Source organism: Streptomyces sp. NPDC050264, assembly GCF_040655895.1.
Classification (GTDB): Bacteria; Actinomycetota; Actinomycetes; order Streptomycetales; family Streptomycetaceae; genus Streptomyces.
The window spans coordinates 1-22314 of the sequence record NZ_JBFAKV010000005.1 but is presented as its reverse complement, the minus strand read 5'-3'; the positions used below and the strand labels follow the sequence as shown (position 1 = coordinate 22314).

Sequence of the window (22314 nt, the reverse complement as noted above, 5' to 3'; positions counted from 1 at the left end):
ATGGTCTGTGCGGCGCCGTTGTGGCCGTTCGCGCAGTTCCCCGCGCCCCTGGGGGGCACGGCCTGTTTTGCGTCGCGTTCGATGGTCTGTGCGGCGCCGTTGTGGCCGTTCGCGCAGTTCCCCGCGCCCCTGGGGGGCCGATCTCCTCCGGCGCCAAATCCACCCGGCCCGGCAGCACATCCGCCCGGCCCGGCGCCAAATCCTCCCGGTCCGGCAGCGCATTCGCCCGGTCCGGCGACAAATTCAGCCCCTCCGGCGATTGAGGAGCGGGGGCCGGGGCGGAGCCCCTGGGGGTGAGCGGATCGCCGGTCCACCGCTACCGCGGCCAGGGTCAGTACGCCTGCCACCAGCGGGGCGAGCAACACCAACTGCCATACACACACCGCCGATACGAGAACCGCCCCGAACAGCATCGCCGACCCGGCCGGATCCCGACCCACCCGCTCCCAGCGCCCCGTGACAGACCAGCGCGCCGCCACCCGAACCTGCGCCACGACCACGGCCCCCGCCACCCCGGCGACGACCAGAGCCAGCACCCCGAAGAACGGCACATCCCCCGCGACAGCGGCCAGCCGCAGATCAGCACCGAGGAAGCCAAGGACCAGCAGACCCAGCGCCCCCACCCCCGAACCGCCCCGCAACGCCGCCCGCCAGTCACCCAGGAACCGACGAGCCGTACCGGAAGACGGCCCATCCGGCACGCACCGCCGAACCTCCGCACAGCCCGCCGCCACAGCCGCAGGCCACGTCACCACGAGCAGTGAACCCGCCGCCACGAGCAGCCCGATCCACAGCACCTCGGCGAAGAGGGTGAAGCGCTCCCCGTACGGGGTCTCACGTCGCCGCGTCATCCCTTCACCCCCGACGTCGCCGCCCCCTCGATCAGCAGCCGCTGGAACGCCACGAAGAAGATGATCACGGGGAGGAGGGAGAGGACGGACATGCCGAGCATCGCCCCGTAGTCCTGACTGCTGGTCGAGTCGACGAACAGCCGCAACGCCAGCGGCAACGGGTACTTCTCCGGCGACTGGAGATAGATGAGCGGCGCGAAGAAGTCGTTCCAGGACCAGATGAACGTGAAGATCGCGGTGGTGATGAGGGCGGGCCGCAGCAGCGGCAGCACGATGTGCCCGAAGATGCGGAAGTGCCCGCAGCCGTCGATGAGCGCCGCCTCGTCCAGGCTGCGCGGCAGGTTCCGTACGAACTGCACCATCAGGAACACGAAGAACGCGTCCGTGGCGAGGAACTTGCCGAGCAGCAGCGGGACATACGTGTCGACCAGACCCGCCTGCTGGAACATCGTGTACTGCGGAATGAGCAGCAGGTGCGTCGGCAGCAGGATCGTGCCGATCATCACGACGAACATCGGCCCGCGCCCCCGGAACCGCAGCCGGGCGAAGGCGTACGCGGCGATGGAGCAGGACAGGACGTTGCCGAGCACCGAACCGAGCGCCAGGATCAGGGAGTTGCCGAAGAAGCGCCAGGCCGGGACCTCGGCGATACCGTCCAGTGCCGTGGTGAACCCGTTCCAAGTGATGTCGCTCGGGAGCAAGTTGAAGCTGGACAGGATCTCGTCCGCAGGCTTCACGGCGGCGGTGAACACCCACACCACCGGATAGAGGAGTACGAGGAGGAGGGCGAGCGCGCCCCCGTGCCAGGCCAGGGACCGGGATCGGGCGCGGGGCGCCGCCGTCGGGGTGGGCGGTACCGGCCCGGGTGTCGTGGTCGTCACGGTCACGGTCACTTCTCCTCGCCCGCGTAGTGGACCCAGCGGCCCGACGTCTTGAACAGCACGGCGGTGACCACACCGACGACCAGGAGCAGCACCCAGGTCAGGGCGGCCGCGTAGCCCATCCGGAAGTCGTTGAAGCCGAGTTCGTAGAGGTACATCGAGTAGACGTGGGTGGAGCCGGCCGGGCCGCCCGTGCCGTTGGACAGCACGAAGGCGGAGTTGAACATCTGGAAGGCGTGCACCATCTCCAGGACCAGGTTGAAGAAGATCACCGGGGAGAGCATGGGGACGGTGACCGAGACGAAGCGGCGCCAGGGCCCCGCCCCGTCGATCTCCGCGGCCTCGTACAGATCGCGCGGGATCTGCTGCAGCGCCGCCAGGAAGATCACCATCGGGGCGCCGAACTGCCATACCGACAGGGCGACCAGCGACATCAGCGACCAGTCGGGGTTGGAGATCCAGCCGCCGGTGTGCACCCCGAACGTGCCGAGGAAGCGGTCGACGACGCTGCCGGTGGAGAACAGCAGCCGCCACACGATGGCCGCGCCGACGCTCGCGCCGATCAGGGACGGCATGTAGAAGGCGGCGCGGTAGAAGTTGCGGCCCTTGCGCCGGGTGTGCAGGAGCAGGGCCACGCCGAGCGCCGCGATCAGCTTGAGCGGCGTGGCGACGACCACGTAGAGAAGCGTCACGCCGACGGTGTCCCGGACCTCGGGATCGTCGAAGAGGATGCGTTTGTAGTTGGCGAGGCCGATCCAGCGGGGCGCGTCGAACAGGTTGTAGTCCGTGAACGACATGTAGAGCGAGAAGAGCATCGGCGCGAGCGTCAGCACGGCCGCGCCGAGCATCCAGGGCGTGAGGAACACGTACGCCGCACGGTCGTTGGTGCGCCGGCGCCGCTCGGCGGGGGCCGTCGAGGGGGTGTCGCCGCGGCGGGCGCGGGGGATCGCGGCGTCGGTCGTCGTCGTAGAGGCCATGAGGGCTCCGTACGTTGAGGGGGAGAGGCGGTCCGGTCCCGGCCGTCAGGCGAGGACGACCTTCGCCTGGTCGAAGAAGAGCTCCACGGCGTGGTCCACGGAGATCCGGCCGTAGAAGAGCTTCTCGGCGACCCGCTGCAGATAGACGTTGAGGGAGGCGCCGCCGTCGGCGGGCGGCGGCGGGGTCGCCGCCATCGTCGCCGCGACCCGCTTCTCGTAACTCTGGACCTGGCGCACCGCCGGATCGGTGACCTCGGCGGCGCCCTCCTGGCTGGTGGTGGGCGGCATACCGATGTTGGTGCCGAGGATCTTCGCCACCTGCCGGTCGTTGATCATGAAGTTGATGAACTGCGCGGCCTCGCTGATGTACGGGCTCTTCGCGGCGGCGCTCATCAGCATGCCGGGCTTGGCGTAGATGCCGGAGCGGCCGGTGTCGGTGGGGACGACGCCGAGGGAGAGCTTGCTGCCGCGCATCTCGCTGCGGCCGCCGACCTGGTTGTCCCACTCCAGGTTGGAGGCGACCCGGCGGGTACTGATGGGGTAGCCGGGCAGCGACTCCAGGACCACGTCCGGGCCCGCGAGCGCGCCCTCCGCGCGCCAGCCGTCGACCAGGTCGAAGTAGCGGCGCATGTCGTCGTGACCGAAGCCGAGTCCGCCCTTCTCGGTCCACATCTGCAGGCCCTGCTGGCGCATCCAGGTCTCTACGCCCATGTAGTTCTGGCCGGGGTTGTCCATGCCGAACTGCTTGCGCCCGCTGAACCGGGTGACCTTGAGGGACTGCTCCATGAACGCGTCCCAGCCCATCCGCGCGGTCGGGGGCCGCGCCCCGGCGTCGGCCCACACTTTCGCGTCGTACTGCAGCGAGACGCTGTTGTGGGACAGCGGCAGTCCGACGCGGCGGCCCTCCACCAGGCCGGCCGTGCGCAGCGAGGACACCAGGGTGGAGGCGTCGATCTCCTTGCCGGGGCCCGTGCGGTCGTCGAGGTCGGCGAGGACGCCGTGTTCGCCGAGCGTGCGGATCCAGGCGTAGTCGATGTGCATCACGTCGGGCGGATTGCCGCCGGCCGCGGCGGTGCTCAGCTTCGGCCAGAACGAGTCGAAGGCGGCGAAGCTCGTCTTGACCCGGATCTTCGGATGCTCGCGTTCGAAGACGGTGACGCACTTGTTGATCAGATCGGCCCGTCCGCTGTCGCCCCAGAAGAAGTAGCGCAGGGTCACGGTGCCACCCGCGCCGACGGACCGGGACGGCCCGCCGCAGGCGGTGAGGGCGGTGCCCAGACCAGTGGCCAGCAGGGCGGTGAGGGTGGTGCGGCGGGTCAGTGGGCGGCGGGAGGGGGCGTCGTTGCCCATAGGGGGCCTCCACGAGCGGCTCGACGGCGGTGTGAGGTCGGACCTTTGCATGCGCTCGCAGGGGCGTCAACGGTTCTCACAAGGGAGAAAGCGCTTCAACTCTCTTTGCTGCACACCCTCTTGACGATTGCTGCGAGCGCTTGCAGGATCGACGTGGAAAGCGCTTGCCGTCACGGCGGATCCAGCGGCCCGATGTCAGGCGAACTCCCAGGTGATCACCGCGCACGGCCCGTCGTCCGTGCCGCCCGCGCTGCGGTACGCCGCGAGCGCCACGTCGTTGTCCGCGTCCACCCCGACCCACATGTCGTAGCAGCCGAGTTCGGCGGCCAGGTCCGCGAGCGTGCGGATCAGGGCGCGGGCGATGCCGCGGCGCCGGTACGGCTCGGCCACCGCGAGTTCGTAGAGGAACATCTCGCGGCCCTTGTCGGGGTGGACGGTCTCGACACCGCTGACGAAGCCGACGGGCTCGGCGCCGGTATAGGCCAGATAGAGATGGTGGCCGGGTGCGGACAGGAAGTCCCGGGCCGCCTCCGGCCGGGTCGGGGAGTCGAACAGCGGCCCCGCGGCGACGAGTTCCTCGACGGTGCGCGCGCGGCGGATCTCGTGGTGGATCCCGTGGACGGTCATGGAGGCGTCGTACCACGCCCGCGGTACGCGGCGGGCGCACGTACTACCGGGGGAGGTCTCCCGGTTCCGACCGGGGGGTGCGGTGACTGTCGGTGGCGGCCCGTACGGTTGATGTCATGGATCTACGACGGCGCACATGGCGCGAGCGGGTACGCGGGAAGCCGCGGCGGTGGATCGCCGTCGCGGCGGCCCTTGTGGTGCTCGCCGGGGCGGGGACATGGTCCGTCGCCGCGGCCACGTCCGCCGGGGACGGCCCTGCCGTGCACCGGCAGGACCGCAAGATGTCGATGGGCGGCGGCGTCCGCATCGACACCTCGTACTTCACCGCCGGTGACGGCCGCGACAAGCGGCCCGCCGTGCTGCTCGCACACGGCTTCGGCGGCAGCAAGGCCGATGTGAAGGGCGAGGCGCAGAAGCTGGCCCGGCACGGGTACGCGGTACTGACCTGGTCGGCGCGCGGCTTCGGCGCCTCCACGGGCAAGATCGGGCTCAACGACCGGGACGGCGAGGTCGCCGACGTCTCGCGGCTGATCGACTGGCTGGCGAAGCGGCCCGAGGTCCAGCTCGACAAGGCGGGCGACCCGCGCGTGGGCGTCACCGGCGCCTCGTACGGCGGCGCGATCTCGCTGCTCTCCGCCGGGTACGACAAGCGGGTCGACGCGATCGCCCCGCAGATCACGTACTGGAACCTGGCGGACGCGCTCTTCCCGGACGACGTCTTCAAGAAGCTGTGGACCGGGATCTTCTTCACCACCGGCTCCGCGGACATCGGCGCGCGCACCAGCGAGGCCGGGCTGCACTGCGGCCGCTTCGAGGCGGAGCTGTGCGACATGTACCAGCGGGTCGCCGTCTCCGGGAAGCCCGACGCCCGGGCGCGCAAGCTCCTTGAGGAGCGCAGCCCGTCCGCCGTCGGCGACCGCATCAAGGTGCCCACACTCATCTCGCAGGGCCAGACCGACTCCCTGTTCCCGCTCAGCCAGTCCGACGCGATCGCCAGACATATCAAGGCCAATGGCGCGCCCGTCGACGTCGACTGGATCGCGGGTGGGCACGACGGCGGCGACATGGAGACGGACCGCACCACCGGCCGGGTGACCTCCTGGTTCGACCGCTACCTGAAGGACAAGGACGTCGACACCGGGCCCGCGTTCCGCGTCACCCGCACCGGCGGCGTCGACTCCACGGACGGCGCGGCCACGGTGCGTGGCGCGAGCGGCGACAGGTACCCCGGGCTGCGCGGTGAGAAGCGGCTGAACGTGCCGCTGAAGTCCGCCACCGAGACGTTCCAGAACCCGCCGGGCGGCTCCCCGCCGTCGATCTCCTCCGTCCCGGGCCTCGGCGGCGCCTCGCAGCTGTCGTCGTCCCTGGGCGCCTCGCTCTCGCTGGACTTCCCCGGCCAGTTCGCCCGGTTCGACTCGGCGCCACTGCGCGGATCCGTACGCATCACCGGCTCCCCGACGGCCACGGCCCACGTGAAGTCCTCCACCGGCACCGCCGTCCTCTTCGCGAAGGTGTACGACGCCGGGCCGGGCGGGGCGAGCCAGGTGCTGCCCTCGCAGCTGGTCACGCCGGTGCGGGTGACCGGGGCGGGCGGCGCGGGCAAGGACGTCACGTTCACGCTGCCGCCCATCGACCACCAGGTGCAGAAGGGCCACACGCTGCGGCTCGTCCTGTCCGCGACGGACCTCGGCTACGCGTCCCCGGCGCAGTCCGCGACGTACCAGGTCTCGGTCACCGGCGGGCTGAGCCTGCCGACCGCGCCCGGCGTGAAGACCGCGGCCACGTCACTGCCCGCCTGGGTGTGGTGGCTGCCCATCGGCGCGGTCGTCGTCGCCGCGGCGCTGCTGCTGACGGCCCGCAGGCGGACGACGGCGCCCGCGCCCGCCCCGGCCCTCGCCGAAGTCCCCTTGCAGATCACCGACTTGAGCAAGCGGTACGCCAAGTCCACGGACCGGTACGCGGTCCGCGACGTGTCCTTCAGCGTCGAGAAGGGACAGGTCCTCGGCCTGCTCGGGCCGAACGGCGCGGGCAAGACGACGACCCTGCGCATGCTCATGGGCCTCATCCGCCCCGACGAGGGGGAGATCCGGGTCTTCGGCCACGCGATCCGGCCGGGCGCCCCCGTCCTGTCCCGGGTCGGCGCCTTCGTCGAGGGCGCGGGCTTCCTGCCGCACCTGTCCGGCCGGGAGAACCTGGAGCTGTACTGGCGGGCGACCGGCCGCCCCGCCGGGGACGCGCATCTGGACGAGGCGCTGGAGATCGCCGGCCTCGGCGACGCGCTCGCTCGCGCCGTGCGCACGTACTCGCAGGGCATGCGGCAGCGCCTCGCCATCGCGCAGGCCATGCTCGGGCTGCCGGACCTGCTGATCCTGGACGAGCCGACGAACGGCCTCGACCCGCCGCAGATCCGCGAGATGCGCGAGGTGATGATCCGGTACGCGCGCGGCGGCCGCACCGTCATCGTCTCCAGCCACCTGCTGGCCGAGGTCGAGCAGTCCTGCACGCACCTCGTCGTGATGGACCGGGGCCGCCTCGTGCAGGCGGGCCGCGTCGCGGACATCGTCGGCTCCGGCGACACCGTGCTCGTCGGCCTGGCCGGTGAGGTCTCCGAGCCGCTCCTGGAGAAGGTGGCCGCGCTGGAGGGGGTGGAGTCGGTGGTCCGCGCCGACGAAGGCCTCCTCGTCCGGCTCGCCCCAGCCCTGTCCGGCGCCGACCCCGCCGCCCTGCTGCTGACCGACCTGGTCCGGCTCGACGTGCCGGTGAAGTCGCTCGGCCCGCACCGGCGCCTTGAGGACGCGTTCCTGACGCTGATCGGAGGTTCCGCATGAGCGGCACCGGGACGACCCTGCCCATCCCGCCCGTCGCCGGGCACGCCGACGGATACCGGCCCGGGCGGACCCTGCCCCTGCGGGTCGAACTGGCCCGGCAGGTGAAGCGGCGGCGCACCCTCGTCATGGGTGCGGTGCTCGCGCTGCTGCCGTTCGTCCTCGTCGCGGCGTTCGCCATCGGCGGGCAGCCCGGCGGCCGCAGCGGCCGGGTGACGCTGATGGACACGGCCACCGCCTCGGGCGCGAACTTCGCGGCGACCTGCCTGTTCGTCTCCGCCGGGTTCCTGCTCGTCATCCCCGTCGCCCTGTTCTGCGGCGACACGATCGCCTCCGAGGCGAACTGGTCGAGCCTGCGCTATCTGCTCGCCGCGCCGGTGCCCCGCGCACGCCTCCTGTGGTCCAAGCTCACCGTCGCGCTCGGGCTCAGCCTCGCCGCGATGGTGCTGCTGCCGGTCGTCGCGCTCGGCGTGGGCGCGGTCGCGTACGGCTGGGGCCCGCTGGAGATCCCGACCGGCGGCGCCTTGTCGGCGGGCACGGCGGCGCAGCGGCTGCTCATCGTGATCCTGTACGTCTTCGTGTCCCAACTGGTCACCGCGGGGCTCGCGTTCTGGCTGTCGACGAAGACCGACAATCCGCTCGGCGCGGTCGGCGGCGCGGTCTTCCTGACCATCGTGGGGAACGTCCTGGACGCGGTCACCGCGCTGGGCCACTGGCGCGACTTCCTGCCCGCGCACTGGCAGTTCGCCTGGGCCGACATGATCCAGGCGCAGCCCGAGTGGAGCGGCATGATCCAGGGGGCGGCGGTGTCGGTGGCGTACGCCGTGGTGCTGTTCGCGCTGGCGTTCCGCGGGTTCGCGCGGAAGGACGTGGTGTCGTAGCGACCGGGTCAGACGGACGACACGATCGTGCCCCCGCCGACGGCCAGGGTGAACTCGGCCCAGGCGGCGCGGCCCACGGTGGTGTGGGGCAGGCCCGGGTTCTTGGAGTCGCGGATGGTGATGAGGTGGGGGGTGGGGGTGGCGACCTCGACGCAATTGTTCGCGGACGCTTCCGAGTAGGACGACTTGACCCACTTCAACTCGGCCATACCGGCTTCCTCTTAGAGATCCTTGGCGATGCCGAGGATGGCGTCCCTCGACTGCTTCGGATTCAACGCTACTTGTTCGACTGCGTCCAGGCGCCGCCTGAAATCGGCCAGTTGGGTGGGGGAGTCGAAGAAGACGGCGCCGATCGGGGAGTCGACCTGGACGGTATCGACAGGGGGGCTCTCGGCGGCCGCGTAGAGCACTGAGTCCCCTGCCATCGGGAACTCGCCTGCGCTGAAAGGGATCACATACAGCGTCACGTTCTCGCGCTCGCCCTCTTCCAGCAGGCGGGCGAGCTGTCCCGCGTCACGTCCCGCCCGCCGACGTGCATGCGCAGTGCCGCCTCATGGATCAGGCCCTGGTACAGCCCCCGGGGGGTCTTGGTGAGGACGCGATGCCGTGCTTGCCGCTGCACGATGCGCAGTTCGACCTCCAGGCGCGGCAGCGCGGGGATGGACAGGCCGAACAAGGCGCGGGCGTGCTCCTCGGTCTGGAACATGCCCGGGAGGTGGGCGGTCTGCAGGGTGCGCAGTGCGATGGCGTGATGTTCCAGCTCGGCCAGGTCGAGGAAGTCCTGTGGAACCTTGCCCCGGTACTCCTCCCACCAGCCGCGTGTCCGGCCGCCCGTCATGCCGGCCAACGCGTCGATGAGATCGGCGTCGTCACATCACGGCGTCGGCAAGCATGAAGGCGGCCACGGCCAGCAGGACCGCCGCGAAAACGCGTTGCAGGCGGGGCCCGGAGACCTTCGCGGCGAGGCGCTTGCCGTCCCAGGCGCCCAGAATCGCGGCGGCGATGAACGGGCCGATCACCGCCCGGTCGAGCGAGGCGGCGGCGCCGGAGCGAGTGGCCAGGGACGCCAGCGAGTTGACCGTGATGACCAGCAGGCTGGTACCGACCGCGGCCTCCATCTCGAAGGCCAGGACGGTGACGAGTGCGGGGACGGCGAGAAAGCCGCCGCCCACACCGAGCAGCCCGGTCAGCGTTCCTAGGCCGGCACCGGCCGCGGCGGACTTGCCCGGCCGTACGTCGCCGCTCGCGGGCCGGGCGGTGACGGCGGGCCGGAACATTTTGACGGCGGCGAGCCCGGCGACCACGGCGAACGCGCCGGTGAGGACGGCTTGCGGCAGGCGGGCGGCGACGGCGCCGGCGGCGGCCGCCGGAAGAATCCCGGCGGCCGCGAACGCAGCTCCGGCCTTCCACCGGACCTGCCCGGTCCGGGCGTGCGCGTACAGGGCGGTCAGGGAGGTGGCGGTGACGATGATCAGGCCGGCGGTGGTGGCCGCGGCGGGACTGAAACCGAGCAGGTAGATCAGCGCGGGCACCGCCAGAACGCTGCCACCGCCACCGAGCGCGCCGAGGGCCAGGCCGACGACGGCCCCCGCGATCAGGGCCAGGAGCAGGGCGGTCACGCTGTGCCCGGCGCCAGAACGGTTGAGTCGGCCTGGTCGGGGCCGAGACGGATGATGTTCAGGCCCGCCTCGGCGGCGGCGTCGAAGCCGTCGTCGACGGCGACGACCTTGCGTCCGGTCGCGTCCAGGAGAGAAGCGGCGATCGCCGCGCGCATCCCCCCGGCGCAGTGCACCCACACCGTGCCGTCCGGCACCTCGCCGGCCCGGCCGTGCAACGCGTGCAGCGGAATGTGCACCGAGCCCTCGATGAAGCCGTCCCCGCGCTCGGAATCCCGGCGCACGTCCAGCACCACCGCGTCGTGGCCGCGCTCCCGTGCGGCGGAACGGCCGGAGAGAGCGGCGAGGTCGGCGAAGCGGGCTCGGGGGAAGGAGACGAGCTCTTCCCCCTCGCGGACCCAGGTGGCCGGAGTTCCGGTGGCGGCGGCGGCCGGGCGGTCGATGCCGACCCGGGTCAACTCCCGCTGCGCGGCGGCGATCTGCGCCGGTTCGTCACCGAGCAGGGTGACCGGCTTGCCCCACGGGATCAGCCACGCCAGATAGGTGGCGAGCTTGCCCTCGGACTCGAAGTTGAACGATCCGGCGACATGGCCGCCGGCGAAGGCGACCCGGCTGCGCAGGTCCACCACCCACTCGCCCGCCGCCAGCCGTTCGGCGATCTGCGCGGCATCGGCGGGCTCGGGCGGGGTCAGGTCGACGGGCGAGGGGCCGGCGGCGTTGGCCGGACCCATGTGCGCGTAGTAGGCGGGCACGTCTTCCAGTCCGGCCAGGATCCGCCGCACGAAGGTGTCCACGTCCAGGGTGAAGGCGTCGTTGCCGACGCGCTCCTCGCCGATCGTGGTCGCGTCGCCGTCGGCCTGGGAGGAGGAGCAGAAGCTGCCGAAGCCGTGCGTGGGCAGTACCGGCACCTCGTCGTCGAGTGCCGCCGCCAGCCGGTGGGCGGAGGCGTGCTGCGCGCGGGCCAGGCGCTCGGTCAGCCGCGGGTCCACCAGGTCCGGACGCCCCACGGTGCCGATCAGGAGCGAGCCCCCGGTGAAGACCGCCACCGCGCGGCCACCCTCCTCCAGCGCGTACGAAGTGTGGTGCGGGGTGTGCCCCGGCGTGGCTATCGCACGCAGCACGAGGTGCTCGTCCACCTGGTACGTGTCGCCGTCGGCGACGGGAGTACGGGGGTAGGAGACGTTGGCGTCGGCCGGGACCAGATAGCGGGCGCCGGTGAGGCGGGCCAGTTCCAGCCCGCCGGAAACGTAGTCGTTGTGCACGTGCGTCTCCGCCACGTAGGCGATACGCACCCCTCGCCGGGCGGCGGCGGACATCACCTGGTCGATGTCGCGCGGCGGATCGACCACGACCGCCGTATCAGGGCCGCCGGCCAGATAACTGCGGTTGCCCAGGCCCGCGAACTCCAGGGTGTCGACAAAAAACATGCTGTGGCTCCTTTCTCGAACGGCGCTGGGAAATGCGTGAGCCCGGTTATTCGCCGCTTGTCCGACGGCTGTCCGGCGCGTCCTCGCGCCCGGGGAGGACGACCGGCAGCCCCGCCGCGTCCCAGGCCTCAAGGCCGCCCACCACGCTGTAGACGGAGGACCGGCCTGCGCGGAGCGCCTGCGCGCAGCCTTGCGCGCTGCGTGCGCCGGTCCGGCACACGAAGGCCAACGGTCCGTCGGGTAGATCCGACAGCGAGGACGGCAACGTGCCGAGCGGGGCGTGGACGGCAACGGCCGGACGACGCGCCGCCCATTCGTCGTCTTCGCGGACATCGACCAGCGTGAGCCGCCCGTCCGCGACGCGGCGATGCGCCTCGGCGGGCGACAGGTCGTGAGGCTTGGGGCTGGGGACGTGGCCGGGTGTGTGGCCGTCGCCGGAACCCGGGTTCCGGCCCGTGGCGGGCAGGACCGTCCGGATCGCCTCGTAGTTCGAAGCGTGGGCGACGGCTATCTGCTGCCCCATCAGCGGGCAGGCGTTCATCGCCTCTTCCCAATGAGCCGTGGACTCCCATTCCGCCACGTTGACCAGAGAGAACGTGCTCCCCGGAATGATCGTGCGGAACATGTAAGTGCGTATGAATCCGGGTTGCGCGGCCATCACGTCCGCCGCGTCCTGCCAGGCGTCGAGATACGCGCTTTCCCTCTCCTCGTCGATCTCGATCGGAATGATCACGACATGGCGATTTTCCATCTGTACGCCCCTTGTTCCGTAAGGCAATTGCGTCCGGCTCCGGCACTTTCTGGATTCAGCGTGCTCGCCTTGACTGGCGGACAGCAAACGGCATTGCCGAAACGGCAAGCCAATGAGCCCGGCAGAGCTTGGATCTGCGGCGTGACGCGAGGGTGCGGTGAGGTCTCCGGAGGATCACCCACCGGTCACAACAGCCGTCCGCTGTAACCCCTTGAGGCCAAGGCGCAATCGCTCGGAACGAACACTCCGACCGCCTCCCGCGTCAGAGTCACAGGACACCGACGCGGGGTCCGGGAGGGGCGGTCATGCGGGTTGATCCGGGTGGTTCAGGTCGTTTGTTGCGTGGTCCGGGCGGTCCAGGCGGGATACGCCGTCGCGGCGGGGCGCTGCTCGCCGGGGTGCTCGCCGGCGGGCTGCTGCTCACGGGGTGCGGCCCGGGCGGCAGCGCTTCGGACACGTCGAAACGTACGGTGAGCGGCGCCCGTACACCGGGATCCGTGAACGGACCCGGGGGTGGATCGGGGGGCGGCCCCGCCGCATCCGTCGCGCCGGACGACAACGGCCGGGACAGCGAGGGTCGGGACAGCGAGGGCCGAGACGCCGAGGATCGGGACGGCGCGGCGGACCACCGCTCCACGTTCGCCCTCGACGTCGACACCGCCTCCTACGGTTACGCGCGCCGCACCCTGGCGGAGGGCGCGCTGCCGGACCCGGCGACGGTACGGCCCGAGGAGTTCGTCAACAGCTTCCGGCAGGGCTACCGGCGCCCCGACGGCAACGGCTTCTCGGTGACCGTGGACGGCGCCCGCGCCGGCGACGAGGGCTGGTGCCTGATGCGGGTGGGCCTGGCGACGGCCCAGGCGCCCGCGAGCGGTGAACGCCCGCCCGCTGCACTGACGTTCGTCGTCGACATCTCCGGCTCCATGGGCGAACCGGGCCGCCTCGACCTGGTCAAGCAGTCCCTGTCGACACTCACCGGACAGCTCCGCGCCGACGACTCGATCGCGCTCGTCACCTTCAGCGACGAGGCGAAAACGGTGCTGCCGATGACGCGGCTCGGCGGGCGGGACGGCGCAGTGCGCGACCATGCCCGACACGCCATCGACACCCTCGAACCCACCGAATCCACCAACCTCGAAGCAGGCGTCCGCACCGGTTACGCCACGGCGGTCGAAGGGGCCAGGGACGGTGCCACCAACCGCGTGGTCCTCCTCTCCGACGCGCTCGCCAACACCGGCGAGACCTCGGCCGACGTGATCCTCGAACGCATCGCGGACGCCCGCCGCGAACACGGCATCACGCTCTTCGGCGTCGGCGTCGGCAGCGACTACGGCGACGCCCTGATGGAACGGCTCGCCGACAAGGGCGACGGCCACACCGCGTACGTCTCCTCACCGGCCGACGCCCGCAAGGTGTTCGTCCAACAGCTGCCCGAAAGCGTGGAGTTGCGGGCGCGGGACGCGAAGGCACAGGTCACCTTCGACAAGAAGAACGTCTCCGACTTCCGGCTCCTCGGCTACGACAACCGCCGCGTCGCCGACGAGGACTTCCGCGACGACCGCGTGGACGGCGGCGAGATCGGCCCCGGCCACACGGTGACAGCGCTCTACGCGGTCAGACTCCGCGAGGGCGCGGAGGGCAGGGTGGCGACGGCCACGGTCCGCTGGCTCGACCCCGCCGGCCGCGCACCCCGCGAACAGTCCGGCACGATCTCGGCATCCGCCCTCACCCACCCCCTCTGGTCCGGCACCACGCCGCCCCGGCTACGCGTCTCCGCCCTCGCCGCCTATTTCGCCCACGGCCTGGGGGAGGGCTCGGACGAGCGCTTCCCGGGCGAACCGAGCCTGCGCCAACTCGCTTTCCGAGCAGACGCGTTGTCGGAGGCGATAGAGGACTCGGATGTACAGGAACTGGCAGAGGCGGTACGGCAGGCGGCGGAGCTCAGGGTTCCGTGAGGGGTGAGCCGTATTCGTCTCGCTCGGGGACGGCAACTGGACCCACCCCCTCCGGTGAACGCGCGAGCTATCGTGGTCCGATGGCGTCGATCAAGCAGGTCCAGATCACCTTCGACTGCGCTGACCCCGAGCGCGTCGCCCGCTTCTGGTGTGAGGTGTTGGGGTACGTCGTACCGCCGCCGCCGAAGGGGTTCGACAGCTGGGGCGACTTCGACCGCTCTCTGCCGCCGGAGCGGCAGGGCTCGGCGTTCGCCTGCGTGGATCCCACGGGTGCGGGCCCGCGTCTGTTCTTCCAGCGCGTCCCCGAAGGCAAGGTCGTCAAGAACCGGGTGCATCTCGACGTGCGGGTCGGCACGGGGCTCGTGGGCGAGGAGCGCCTGGCCGCCCTTGAGGCCGAATGCGCGCGCCTTGTCCCGCTCGGCGCGGTACGCGGCCAGCTGCAGATCGCCGACGGCTTCGACGAGTCGTGCCTCGGGATGCAGGACGTCGAGGGCAACGAGTTCTGTCTCGACTGACGACTGGGCTTCTGGACGGCCCCGGAGGCTCGGCCCGCGCACCAGTGCGCGGGCCGAGCCTCCGGGGTCCTGGACTAGCGGATCTGCCGTCCCGAGATCGCCCGCGCGATGACGAGCCGCTGGATCTCGCTCGTCCCCTCGAAGATCGTGTATATCTTCGCGTCCCGGTACATCCGCTCCACCGGATGCTCCCTGCTGTACCCGGCGCCGCCGAGGACCTGGATCGCCTTCTCGCTCGCCGCGACGGCGAGTTCACCGGCCCGGAGCTTCGACATCGACCCCTGCCCGGCGTCGAAGACCTTGTCGTTGCGGGCCATCCACGACGCCTGCCAGATGAGCAGCCGGCACGCCTCGATCTCGGTGCGCAGATCGGCGAGGGCGAACGCGATCGCCTGGTTCTCGATGATCGGGCGGCCGAACGCCTCCCGGTCGCCCGCGTACTCCAGCGCGTACTCGTACGCGGCGCGCGCGATCCCGAGCGCCTGCGCGCCCACGGTCGGCCGGCTCACCTCGAACGTGGACATCGCGGCCTGGCTCCGGCCGCTCCCGCGTGAACCGCCACGGGAACCCTCGCGCGCCCGCGCGAGCCGCGCGTCCAGCTTCTCCTTGCCGCCGAGCAGGCAGTGCCCGGGCACCCGCACATCATCGAGAAACACGTCGGCCGTGTGCGACGCCCGCAGCCCCAACTTCCGTATCTTCTTGGCACCTTCGAGTCCTGGTGTCCCCGGCGGCACGATGAACGCGGCCTGCCCGCGCGAACCCAGCTCCGGGTCCACGGAGGCCACGACGACATGCACGTTGGCGATGCCGCCGTTGGTGATCCAGGCCTTCTGGCCGCTGATCACCCACTCGTCCTTCGCCTCGTCGTAGCGGGCCCGCGTCCGCATCGCCGCCACGTCGGAGCCGGCCTGCGGCTCCGACACGCAGAACGCGGCGACCTTCGGATCCGCCTCGTCGCCGAAGCACTGCGGCACCCACTCGGCCAGCTGGTCGGGCGTGCCGGACGAGAAGATCCCGGCGACCGCGAGCGAAGTGCCGAACAGTGCCATGCCGATGCCCGCGTCGCCCCAGAAGAGCTCCTCGTTGGCGATCTGCAGCGAGATGCCGCTGGGGTCGCCGAAGAGTTCGGCCAGGGACTCGAACCCGTAGAGTCCGATCTTCGCGGCCTCCCGGATCACCGGCCAGGGTGTCTCCTCGCGCTCGTCCCACTCGGCGGCCGCGGGGCGTACGACGTCGACGGCGAACCCGTGCACCCAGTCGCGCAGATCGCGCTGCTCCTGGTCCAGTTCGAGAGAGAAAGCCATGATGCCGTCGCCCCCTACGCCTTCGGGATGTCGAAGTAGCGGGTCAGGCCCGCCGCGAGCGCGACATCGCCCGCGATCTTCACCTTGCGCAGCATGAACATGGTGACGGGCGAGGAGTTGCCCGACACCAGTTTGAGGAAGTCGGCGTCGCCCATGACGAGCGTGACGCGCGGCTCCGCGTCCGAGCGGCCCTCGGTGACCGTGCACGTGCCGCCGGTGATATTCGTCTCGTAGACCGCCTCGGGGGTGGCACCCTGACCGGTGACCTTCCAGCGGATGAGCGCTTCCAGGGTCCCGGCGACCTCCGGCTTGAACTGCCGCTCCATGCGCCCGAAGACCTCCTTCAGGACGCGGGCGCGCAGGGCACTGTCCTCCGCGATCTCACTGATCTCCTTCGCGGACAGGCCTTTCACGAGCCGCGCGAACTCCTCGGGCGTGACGCTCGCGAAGTCGAGGGCCGCGATGTCGTCGGCACCGCTCATGGAACTCTCCTAGGTTCTCCCGGCCATCGTGTCGGGCCGTGGCTCACTTGGCTTACTTCTTACCGATCAGTAAACTTACTAATTGGTAAGGTTACGGCGACGTAGGTAGGCTGACAAGAGTGACGGGGACATCGGGAGCGGCTCAAGGGCGCACGGCGGCGCGACGCAAGCGCGTGCCCCGGCAGGTGCGCGAGCAGCAGATCATCGACGTGGCCGTTCACGTCTTCGCCAAGCGCGGCTACCACGCGGCCTCCGTCGACGAGATCGCCGAACTCGCCGGTATCTCCAAGCCGATGGTCTACCTCTACCTGGACTCCAAGGAGGGCCTCTTCCTCGCCTGTCTGCGCCGGGAGGCCGAGCGGCTGGTCGCCGCGTTCCAGGAGGCCGCGCGGAGTGCGGGCGCCGAGCCCGAACTGCGTTTGTACGCGGGCCTGTCGGCGTTCTTCGCGTTCGTCGCCGAGCACCGCGACAGCTGGGTCGTGCTGCACCGGCAGGCCTCGGAGCTGACCGAGGCGATCGCCACCGCCGTCGCGGAGGCGCGGCGCGCGGTCATGGCCGAGGTCGCGGGGCTCGTCAGGGACGGCATCTCGGACAGCGGCCGCGGCGCCCGGCTCGGCGCCGAGGACGCCGACTTCGTCGCGCACGGACTGGTCGGCGCGGCCGACTCGCTCACCGACTGGATGGAGCGCAACCCCGGCCAGACGCCCGACGGCATCGCCCTGCGGCTGATGAACATGGTGTGGGTGGGCATGCGCGACGTCCTCGACGGCAAGGCGTGGCTGCCCGAGGGCTGAGCCGGGGCGCACGCGGCAGATGCGCCGGACCGGGCGGGCCGATTCGCGTGCGACCCATTGAATTTTCCTTACGCGTGAGTAAGTTGACTCTCCAGTAAGTACGAGCGGGGCGTACGAACGGTACGCACGACCGAGCACCTGAGATCCCCGAACCACCGACCGCAAGCCGCCGCGCGACCGGGAGCCGACATGGGCGTACGCAAGGATCTGAAGCGGGCCAGAAAGCGCAGTGACCTGGCCGACCGCGTGAAGGTCGAACTCGTCAGGGACGAGCGGGGCGTGGTCCGCGAGGCGCGCACCGCACCGCTCGCCGCGCCCCCGTCGGACGGTTCCACGCCCGCCGACATCCCGTTCGTGAACGCCGCCGAGGTGCCGGACACCGTAGTCGTACGGCGTAAGGAGGCCGGGGGTGCCGGGGGTGCCGGGGGCTCGGGGGAGTGGAAGCCGGTCACGGCGGCGGCTTTCGCGCGCGAAGTGACCGCCGCCGCCAAGGGATTGATGGCCGCGGGGCTCGAACCGGGCGGCCGCGTCGCCCTCATGTCGCGCACCCGCTACGAGTGGCAGGTCCTCGACTTCGCGATCTGGGCGGCCGGCGGCCAGACCGTACCGATCTACGCGACCTCCTCGCCCGAGCAGATCGAGTGGATCGTGCGGGACTCGGGCGCCCGGATGCTGATCGTCGAGACCCCGGAGAACGCGGTCGCCGCCGAAGCCGGACTCGCAGCCCTGCCCGACACCGACCGACCGCGCGTCTGGCAGCTCGACGGGGGCGCCATCCTCGAACTCGCCAACGGAGGAAGGGAGATCGAGGACGAGGAAGTCACCAAACGTCGGGCCGCCCTCACCCCCGACACCATCGCGACGGTCTGCTACACCTCCGGCACCACCGGCCGGCCCAAGGGCTGCGTCCTCACCCACGGCAATCTGTACGCGGAAGCCGCCAACACCGTCGAACTCCTGCACCCCATCTTCAAGGCCATCACCGGCCAGGCCGCCTCGACCCTGCTCTTCCTGCCGCTCGCGCACATCCTGGGCCGGACCATCCAGGTGGCGTGCCTGCTCGCCAGGATCGAACTCGGCCACTGCCCGAGCATCAAGCCCGACGAACTGCGGCCCGAACTACGCTCGTTCCGGCCCACGTTCGTCGTCGGCGTGCCCTATCTCTTCGAGAAGATCCACGACACCGGGCGGGCCACCGCCGAGAAGATCGGACGCGGCGCGTCCTTCGACCGGGCCGACCGGATCGCGGTCACGTTCGGCGAACGCAGCCTCGCGAAGTTCCTCGACGGCGCGCAGGGACCCGGACTCGGCCTCAGCCTCGCCACCGGCCTCTACGACCTGCTCGTCTACCGCCGCGTCCGCAAGGAACTCGGCGGCCGCCTGCGGTACGCGATCAGCGGCGGCTCCCCCCTCGACCGCGGCCTCAACCTCTTCTTCTACACCGCCGGGATCGTGATCTACGAGGGATACGGCCTGACCGAGACATCGGCCGCCGCCACCATCACACCACCGCTGCGCCCCCGGCCCGGCACCGTCGGCCTGCCCGTCCCCGGCACCACAATCCGTATCGGGGACGACGGCGAGATACTCATCAAGGGCCCGATCGTCTTCGGCGCCTACTGGCAGAACAGCGCGGCGACGGACGAAGTCCTCTCCCCGGACGGCTGGTTCGCCACCGGCGACCTCGGCGCCCTCGACGACGACGGCTACCTCACCATCACCGGCCGCAAGAAGGACATCCTCGTCACCAGCGGCGGCAAGAACGTCTCACCCGCCGTCCTGGAGGACCGGCTGCGCAGCCGGTCGCCGGTCGGCCAGAGCATCGTCGTCGGCGACAACCGCTCCTACGTCGCCGCCGTGATCACCCTCGAACCGGAGTCCGTCGCCCACTGGCTGAGCGTGCGCAAACTGCCCGCCGACACCCCGGTGTCCGAGGTGATCCGCGACCCACGGATGATCGCGGCCGTCCAGAAGGCCGTCGACTTCGCCAACGAGGCCGTCTCGCGCGCCGAGTCCATCCGCAAGTTCTCCTTGGTGGAGGGCGAGTTCACCGAGGACAACGGGCTGCTCACCCCCTCCCTGAAAATCAAGCGCCAGGCCGTCATGGCAGCGTACGAGCGGGAGATCGAGGAGCTGTACGGTGCCTGACACCACGACGCCCGATTCCCCGGCCGAGGGCGCGTATGACCGTGGCTACGACTATGACGTCATCGTGGTCGGCTCCGGATTCGGCGGGTCCGTCTCCGCGCTCCGGCTGACCGAGAAGGGCTACCGGGTCGGAGTCCTGGAGGCGGGCCGGCGCTACACCCGCGACACCCTTCCCCGTACGTCACTGAAGCTGCGCGACTATCTATGGGCCCCGCGCCTGGGCATGTACGGCATCCAGCGCATCCACCTGATGAAGAACGTGATGGTGCTCGCGGGCGCCGGAGTCGGCGGCGGCTCGCTGAACTACGCCAACACCCTCTACGTCCCGCCGCCCGCCTTCTTCCGCGACCGGCAGTGGGCGGACATCACGGACTGGCAGGCCGAACTCGCCCCGCACTACGACCAGGCGCGGCGCATGCTGGGCGTACGCACCAACCCGACCACGACCGAGGCCGACGATCTGCTGCGGGCGGCGGCCGGACGGATGGGCGCGGGAGACACCTTCCGGCTGACGCCCGTGGGCGTGTTCTTCGGCGACGGGCGGGACGCCGACGGCAGTACAACGGCCCGGCCCGGAACGGAAGTTCCCGACCCGTACTTCGGCGGCGCGGGACCCGCCCGCGCCGCCTGCACCGAGTGCGGCTCCTGCATGACCGGCTGCCGCGTCGGCGCCAAGAACACCCTCACCGAGAACTACCTGCACCTCGCCGAACGCGCCGGCGCGGAAGTCCGCCCGATGACCACCGTCACCGCCGTGCGCGAACTGCCCGACGGCGCCGGATACGAAGTGACGACCGCGCCAACGAACAAGGCCCGCCACGCCCGCCGCGGTCGCCGCACCGTGCTGCGGTCCCGCCGCGTCGTCCTCGCCGCCGGCACGTACGGCACGCAGACCCTGCTGCACCGCATGAAGGCCGACGGCACACTGCCCCGCCTGTCGGAGCGGCTCGGGGTGCTCACCCGTACCAACTCCGAAGCGTTGGTGGGTGCGTTGACCTGGCCCCGCCGCCTCGGGCGCAAGGACATCGACTTCACCCGCGGCGTCGCCATCACCTCCTCCGTCCACCCGAACCCCACCACGCACATCGAGAACGTCCGTTACGGCAAGGGCTCCAACCTCATGGCCCTGATCTGCGTACCGCAGTACAAGCAGAATCTGCCCAAGCCGGTCGCCGCCGCGCTCGCCTTCCTCTCCCACCCGGTCCTCGTCGCCCGCACCGCCCTGATGCGGCGCTGGTCGGAGCGGACCATCATCGGGCTCGTCATGCAGACCCACGACAACTCCCTGACGACGAGCCTGACCCGGCGCGGACTGCTCACCGCGGGGCAGGGCCACGGCCGCCCCAACCCCGTGCACATCCCGGAGGGCTGGCAGGCCGCCGGGCTGATCGCCGAGTCCCTCAACGGTTTCGCCGGCACGAACCTCGGCGAACTCCTCGGCAAGCCCCTCACCGCCCACTTCCTCGGCGGCTGCGCCATCGGCGACACCCCGGAGCGCGGCGTCATCGACCCCTACCACCGGCTGTACGGGTACCCCGGTATCTCGGTGGTGGACGGCTCGGCGGTCTCCGCCAACCTCGGCGTCAACCCGTCCCTCACCATCACCGCGCAGGCCGAGCGCGCGATGTCGTACTGGCCCAACCTCGGTCAGGCGGACCCTCGGCCGGACCAGGGCGCGGAGTACCGGCGGCTGACAGCGGTGTCGCCGAAGGCCCCGGCCGTACCGGCGGGAGCCTTCGGCGAGCTGCGGCTCCGAAGGCCGTAGCCGCGACTTCGTCCGCGGCTCTCAGCGCTGGGTGGCGCTGTGGAACTTCGACGCCGACCAGAAGTAACCGAGAACCGCGAGACCCACGGACCAGCCGAGCGCGAGCCAACCGTTGTTTCCTATCCCGGTGTTGAGGAGGAGCCCGCGCAGGGTCTCGATAGCCGGCGTGAACGGTTGGTACTCCGCTATCGGCTGGAACCAGCCCGGCATCGCGTCAATCGGCACGAAAGCACTGGAGATCAGCGGGAGGAAGATCAACGGCAGCGCGTTGTTGCTGGCGGCCTCGACGTTCGGGCTGATCAGGCCCATGCCGACCGCGATCCAGGTGAGCGCCAGGGCGAAGAGCACAAGCAGCCCGAATGCGGCGACCCACTCCAGAGCGGTGGCGTCGACGGAGCGGAAACCGATGGCCACGCCTACGGCGCCGACGAGGAGCACGCTCAGCACCGACTGGATCACGCTGCCGATGACGTGGCCGATGAGGACGGAACCGCGGTGGATGGCCATGGTGCGGAACCGGGCGATGATGCCCTCGGTCGTGTCGTTGGACACGGAGACCGCCGTGCCGACGGTGGTCGAGCTGACGGTCATCAGCAGGATGCCGGGCACGATGTAGGCGATGTAGGCGGAGCGGCCCGCGCCGCCGCTCATGGAGTCGCCGAAGATGTAGACGAACAGCAGCAACAGCATGACCGGGGTGAGCAGCAGGTTCAGGGTGAGGGACGGATAGCGGCGGGCGTGCAGAAGGTTGCGGCGCAACATCGTCGACGAGTCACGCACGGCGAGGGAGAAAGCAGCACTCATCGGACGTTCCCCTTGGACTGGTTGGACTGGTTGGACTGGCCGGGCTGGTTGGGCTCGGTGGACTGGCCGGGCTGCTTGGGCTGGCTGAGTCGGCTGGGCCGGTAGGGAACGTCGGCGGGGCCGGTCAGGGCGAAGAAGACGTCGTCGAGGTCGGGGGTGTGCACGGTCAGCTCGTCCGCCTCGACGCCGGCGGAGTCCAGCCAGTCGAGAAGGGAACGCAGCTCGCGCTGGGTGCCGTCGCTGGGAATGCGCAGGGACAGCGCCTCGTCGTCCCTGGTGACCTCGCGAAGAGCGGAGGCCGCGCTGCGGTAGGCGGCCGGGTCGGTGAAGCGCAGCCGGATGTGTCCGCCGGGGACGATCC

The 22314-nt window shown here is 70.8% G+C and carries 19 protein-coding genes and 2 pseudogenes; 7 read left to right on the top strand and 14 right to left on the bottom strand.

The genetic code is table 11. The features are described 5' to 3' along the window. From AB0J02_RS09780 to AB0J02_RS09760, 5 genes are all read right to left on the bottom strand, one after another. On the bottom strand, positions 1-851 hold an 851-nt coding region (locus AB0J02_RS09780; protein WP_363193071.1), incomplete at its 3' end, for a hypothetical protein. After that, a complete protein-coding gene (locus AB0J02_RS09775) occupies positions 848-1663 on the bottom strand; it encodes a carbohydrate ABC transporter permease (protein WP_363193423.1) in 816 nt (271 codons plus the stop codon). The genes AB0J02_RS09775 and AB0J02_RS09780, both read right to left, overlap by 4 nt. A gap of 77 nt (positions 1664-1740) precedes the next feature. Further along, on the bottom strand, positions 1741-2709 hold the full coding sequence (locus tag AB0J02_RS09770) for a sugar ABC transporter permease (RefSeq protein ID WP_363193070.1): 969 nt from the start codon (positions 2707-2709) through the stop codon (positions 1741-1743). A 45-nt stretch (positions 2710-2754) separates the two neighbouring features. Next, complete coding sequence (locus tag AB0J02_RS09765; protein ID WP_363193069.1) at positions 2755-4059, bottom strand: ABC transporter substrate-binding protein; 1305 nt, start codon at positions 4057-4059, stop codon at positions 2755-2757. Positions 4060-4254: 195 nt separating this feature from the next. Continuing rightward, entirely contained in the window at positions 4255-4686 is a 432-nt protein-coding gene (locus AB0J02_RS09760; RefSeq protein ID WP_363193068.1) for a GNAT family N-acetyltransferase, read from the bottom strand. 116 nt (positions 4687-4802) lie between these two features. Between AB0J02_RS09760 and AB0J02_RS09755 the strand changes: the two genes are divergently transcribed. Both AB0J02_RS09755 and AB0J02_RS09750 read left to right on the top strand, forming a co-directional pair. Continuing rightward, positions 4803-7514 carry an alpha/beta fold hydrolase gene (locus tag AB0J02_RS09755; RefSeq protein WP_363193067.1) on the top strand — a complete coding sequence of 904 codons (2712 nt, stop codon included), beginning with the start codon at positions 4803-4805 and terminating at the stop codon, positions 7512-7514. Beyond that, positions 7511-8392, top strand: coding sequence for an ABC transporter permease (locus AB0J02_RS09750; protein WP_363193066.1), 882 nt, complete (start codon positions 7511-7513; stop codon positions 8390-8392). The genes AB0J02_RS09755 and AB0J02_RS09750 overlap by 4 nt, the downstream gene beginning before the upstream one ends. An 8-nt stretch (positions 8393-8400) precedes the next feature. Here the strand turns inward: AB0J02_RS09750 and AB0J02_RS09745 are convergent, their stop codons facing one another. The 5 genes and pseudogenes from AB0J02_RS09745 to AB0J02_RS09725 all read right to left on the bottom strand — a co-directional run bounded on the left by AB0J02_RS09745 (position 8401) and on the right by AB0J02_RS09725 (position 12186). Continuing rightward, complete coding sequence (locus AB0J02_RS09745) at positions 8401-8601, bottom strand: DUF397 domain-containing protein (protein WP_363193065.1); 201 nt, start codon at positions 8599-8601, stop codon at positions 8401-8403. A gap of 12 nt (positions 8602-8613) precedes the next feature. Next, positions 8614-9230, bottom strand: a pseudogene (locus AB0J02_RS09740) (DUF5753 domain-containing protein). Positions 9231-9261: 31 nt separating this feature from the next. Then, entirely contained in the window at positions 9262-10011 is a 750-nt protein-coding gene (locus AB0J02_RS09735; RefSeq protein WP_363193064.1) for a sulfite exporter TauE/SafE family protein, read from the bottom strand. Beyond that, positions 10008-11435, bottom strand: a complete 1428-nt coding sequence (locus AB0J02_RS09730) for an MBL fold metallo-hydrolase (RefSeq protein WP_363193063.1) — start codon at positions 11433-11435, stop codon at positions 10008-10010. The genes AB0J02_RS09735 and AB0J02_RS09730 overlap by 4 nt, the downstream gene beginning before the upstream one ends. 46 nt (positions 11436-11481) lie before the next feature. After that, a complete protein-coding gene (locus AB0J02_RS09725; RefSeq protein WP_363193062.1) occupies positions 11482-12186 on the bottom strand; it encodes a rhodanese-like domain-containing protein in 705 nt (234 codons plus the stop codon). A 305-nt stretch (positions 12187-12491) separates the two neighbouring features. On the opposite strand from AB0J02_RS09725, the gene AB0J02_RS09720 reads away from it, so the two are divergent. After that, positions 12492-14141 (top strand): von Willebrand factor type A domain-containing protein, encoded by a 1650-nt coding sequence (locus AB0J02_RS09720; protein WP_363193061.1) that lies wholly within the window; start codon positions 12492-12494, stop codon positions 14139-14141. Positions 14142-14221: 80 nt separating this feature from the next. Beyond that, positions 14222-14656 carry a VOC family protein gene (locus AB0J02_RS09715; RefSeq protein ID WP_363193060.1) on the top strand — a complete coding sequence of 145 codons (435 nt, stop codon included), beginning with the start codon at positions 14222-14224 and terminating at the stop codon, positions 14654-14656. A 74-nt stretch (positions 14657-14730) separates the two neighbouring features. On the opposite strand, the gene AB0J02_RS09710 is transcribed toward AB0J02_RS09715, so the two are convergent. Continuing rightward, on the bottom strand, positions 14731-15963 hold the full coding sequence (locus AB0J02_RS09710) for an acyl-CoA dehydrogenase family protein (protein ID WP_363193422.1): 1233 nt from the start codon (positions 15961-15963) through the stop codon (positions 14731-14733). Positions 15964-15974: 11 nt separating this feature from the next. Further along, on the bottom strand, positions 15975-16442 hold the full coding sequence (locus tag AB0J02_RS09705; protein ID WP_363193059.1) for an SCP2 sterol-binding domain-containing protein: 468 nt from the start codon (positions 16440-16442) through the stop codon (positions 15975-15977). A gap of 119 nt (positions 16443-16561) precedes the next feature. Here AB0J02_RS09705 and AB0J02_RS09700 point away from each other — a divergent pair, with 119 nt between their 5' ends. From AB0J02_RS09700 to AB0J02_RS09690, 3 genes are all read left to right on the top strand, one after another. Then, positions 16562-17236, top strand: a complete 675-nt coding sequence (locus tag AB0J02_RS09700; protein ID WP_363193058.1) for a TetR/AcrR family transcriptional regulator — start codon at positions 16562-16564, stop codon at positions 17234-17236. 189 nt (positions 17237-17425) lie between these two features. Next, positions 17426-19384 (top strand): long-chain fatty acid--CoA ligase, encoded by a 1959-nt coding sequence (locus tag AB0J02_RS09695; protein ID WP_363193057.1) that lies wholly within the window; start codon positions 17426-17428, stop codon positions 19382-19384. Then, positions 19377-21149, top strand: a complete 1773-nt coding sequence (locus AB0J02_RS09690) for a GMC family oxidoreductase (protein WP_363193056.1) — start codon at positions 19377-19379, stop codon at positions 21147-21149. The genes AB0J02_RS09695 and AB0J02_RS09690 overlap by 8 nt, the downstream gene beginning before the upstream one ends. A gap of 21 nt (positions 21150-21170) precedes the next feature. On the opposite strand, the gene AB0J02_RS09685 is transcribed toward AB0J02_RS09690, so the two are convergent. Beyond that, entirely contained in the window at positions 21171-21953 is a 783-nt protein-coding gene (locus AB0J02_RS09685) for an ABC transporter permease (RefSeq protein WP_363193055.1), read from the bottom strand. Beyond that, positions 21950-22314: pseudogene (locus tag AB0J02_RS09680) on the bottom strand (hypothetical protein); the annotation flags it as partial. The pseudogene AB0J02_RS09680 and the gene AB0J02_RS09685, both read right to left, overlap by 4 nt.

Coding starts and splice junctions, on each gene's coding strand:
- AB0J02_RS09770 (WP_363193070.1), bottom strand. CDS start 2,709: ATGGCCTCTACGACGACGACCGACGCCGCGATCCCCCGCGCCCGCCGC.
- AB0J02_RS09765 (WP_363193069.1), bottom strand. CDS start 4,059: ATGGGCAACGACGCCCCCTCCCGCCGCCCACTGACCCGCCGCACCACC.
- AB0J02_RS09760 (WP_363193068.1), bottom strand. CDS start 4,686: ATGACCGTCCACGGGATCCACCACGAGATCCGCCGCGCGCGCACCGTC.
- AB0J02_RS09755 (WP_363193067.1), top strand. CDS start 4,803: ATGGATCTACGACGGCGCACATGGCGCGAGCGGGTACGCGGGAAGCCG.
- AB0J02_RS09750 (WP_363193066.1), top strand. CDS start 7,511: ATGAGCGGCACCGGGACGACCCTGCCCATCCCGCCCGTCGCCGGGCAC.
- AB0J02_RS09745 (WP_363193065.1), bottom strand. CDS start 8,601: ATGGCCGAGTTGAAGTGGGTCAAGTCGTCCTACTCGGAAGCGTCCGCG.
- AB0J02_RS09730 (WP_363193063.1), bottom strand. CDS start 11,435: ATGTTTTTTGTCGACACCCTGGAGTTCGCGGGCCTGGGCAACCGCAGT.
- AB0J02_RS09725 (WP_363193062.1), bottom strand. CDS start 12,186: ATGGAAAATCGCCATGTCGTGATCATTCCGATCGAGATCGACGAGGAG.
- AB0J02_RS09720 (WP_363193061.1), top strand. CDS start 12,492: ATGCGGGTTGATCCGGGTGGTTCAGGTCGTTTGTTGCGTGGTCCGGGC.
- AB0J02_RS09715 (WP_363193060.1), top strand. CDS start 14,222: ATGGCGTCGATCAAGCAGGTCCAGATCACCTTCGACTGCGCTGACCCC.
- AB0J02_RS09705 (WP_363193059.1), bottom strand. CDS start 16,442: ATGAGCGGTGCCGACGACATCGCGGCCCTCGACTTCGCGAGCGTCACG.
- AB0J02_RS09695 (WP_363193057.1), top strand. CDS start 17,426: ATGGGCGTACGCAAGGATCTGAAGCGGGCCAGAAAGCGCAGTGACCTG.
- AB0J02_RS09685 (WP_363193055.1), bottom strand. CDS start 21,953: ATGAGTGCTGCTTTCTCCCTCGCCGTGCGTGACTCGTCGACGATGTTG.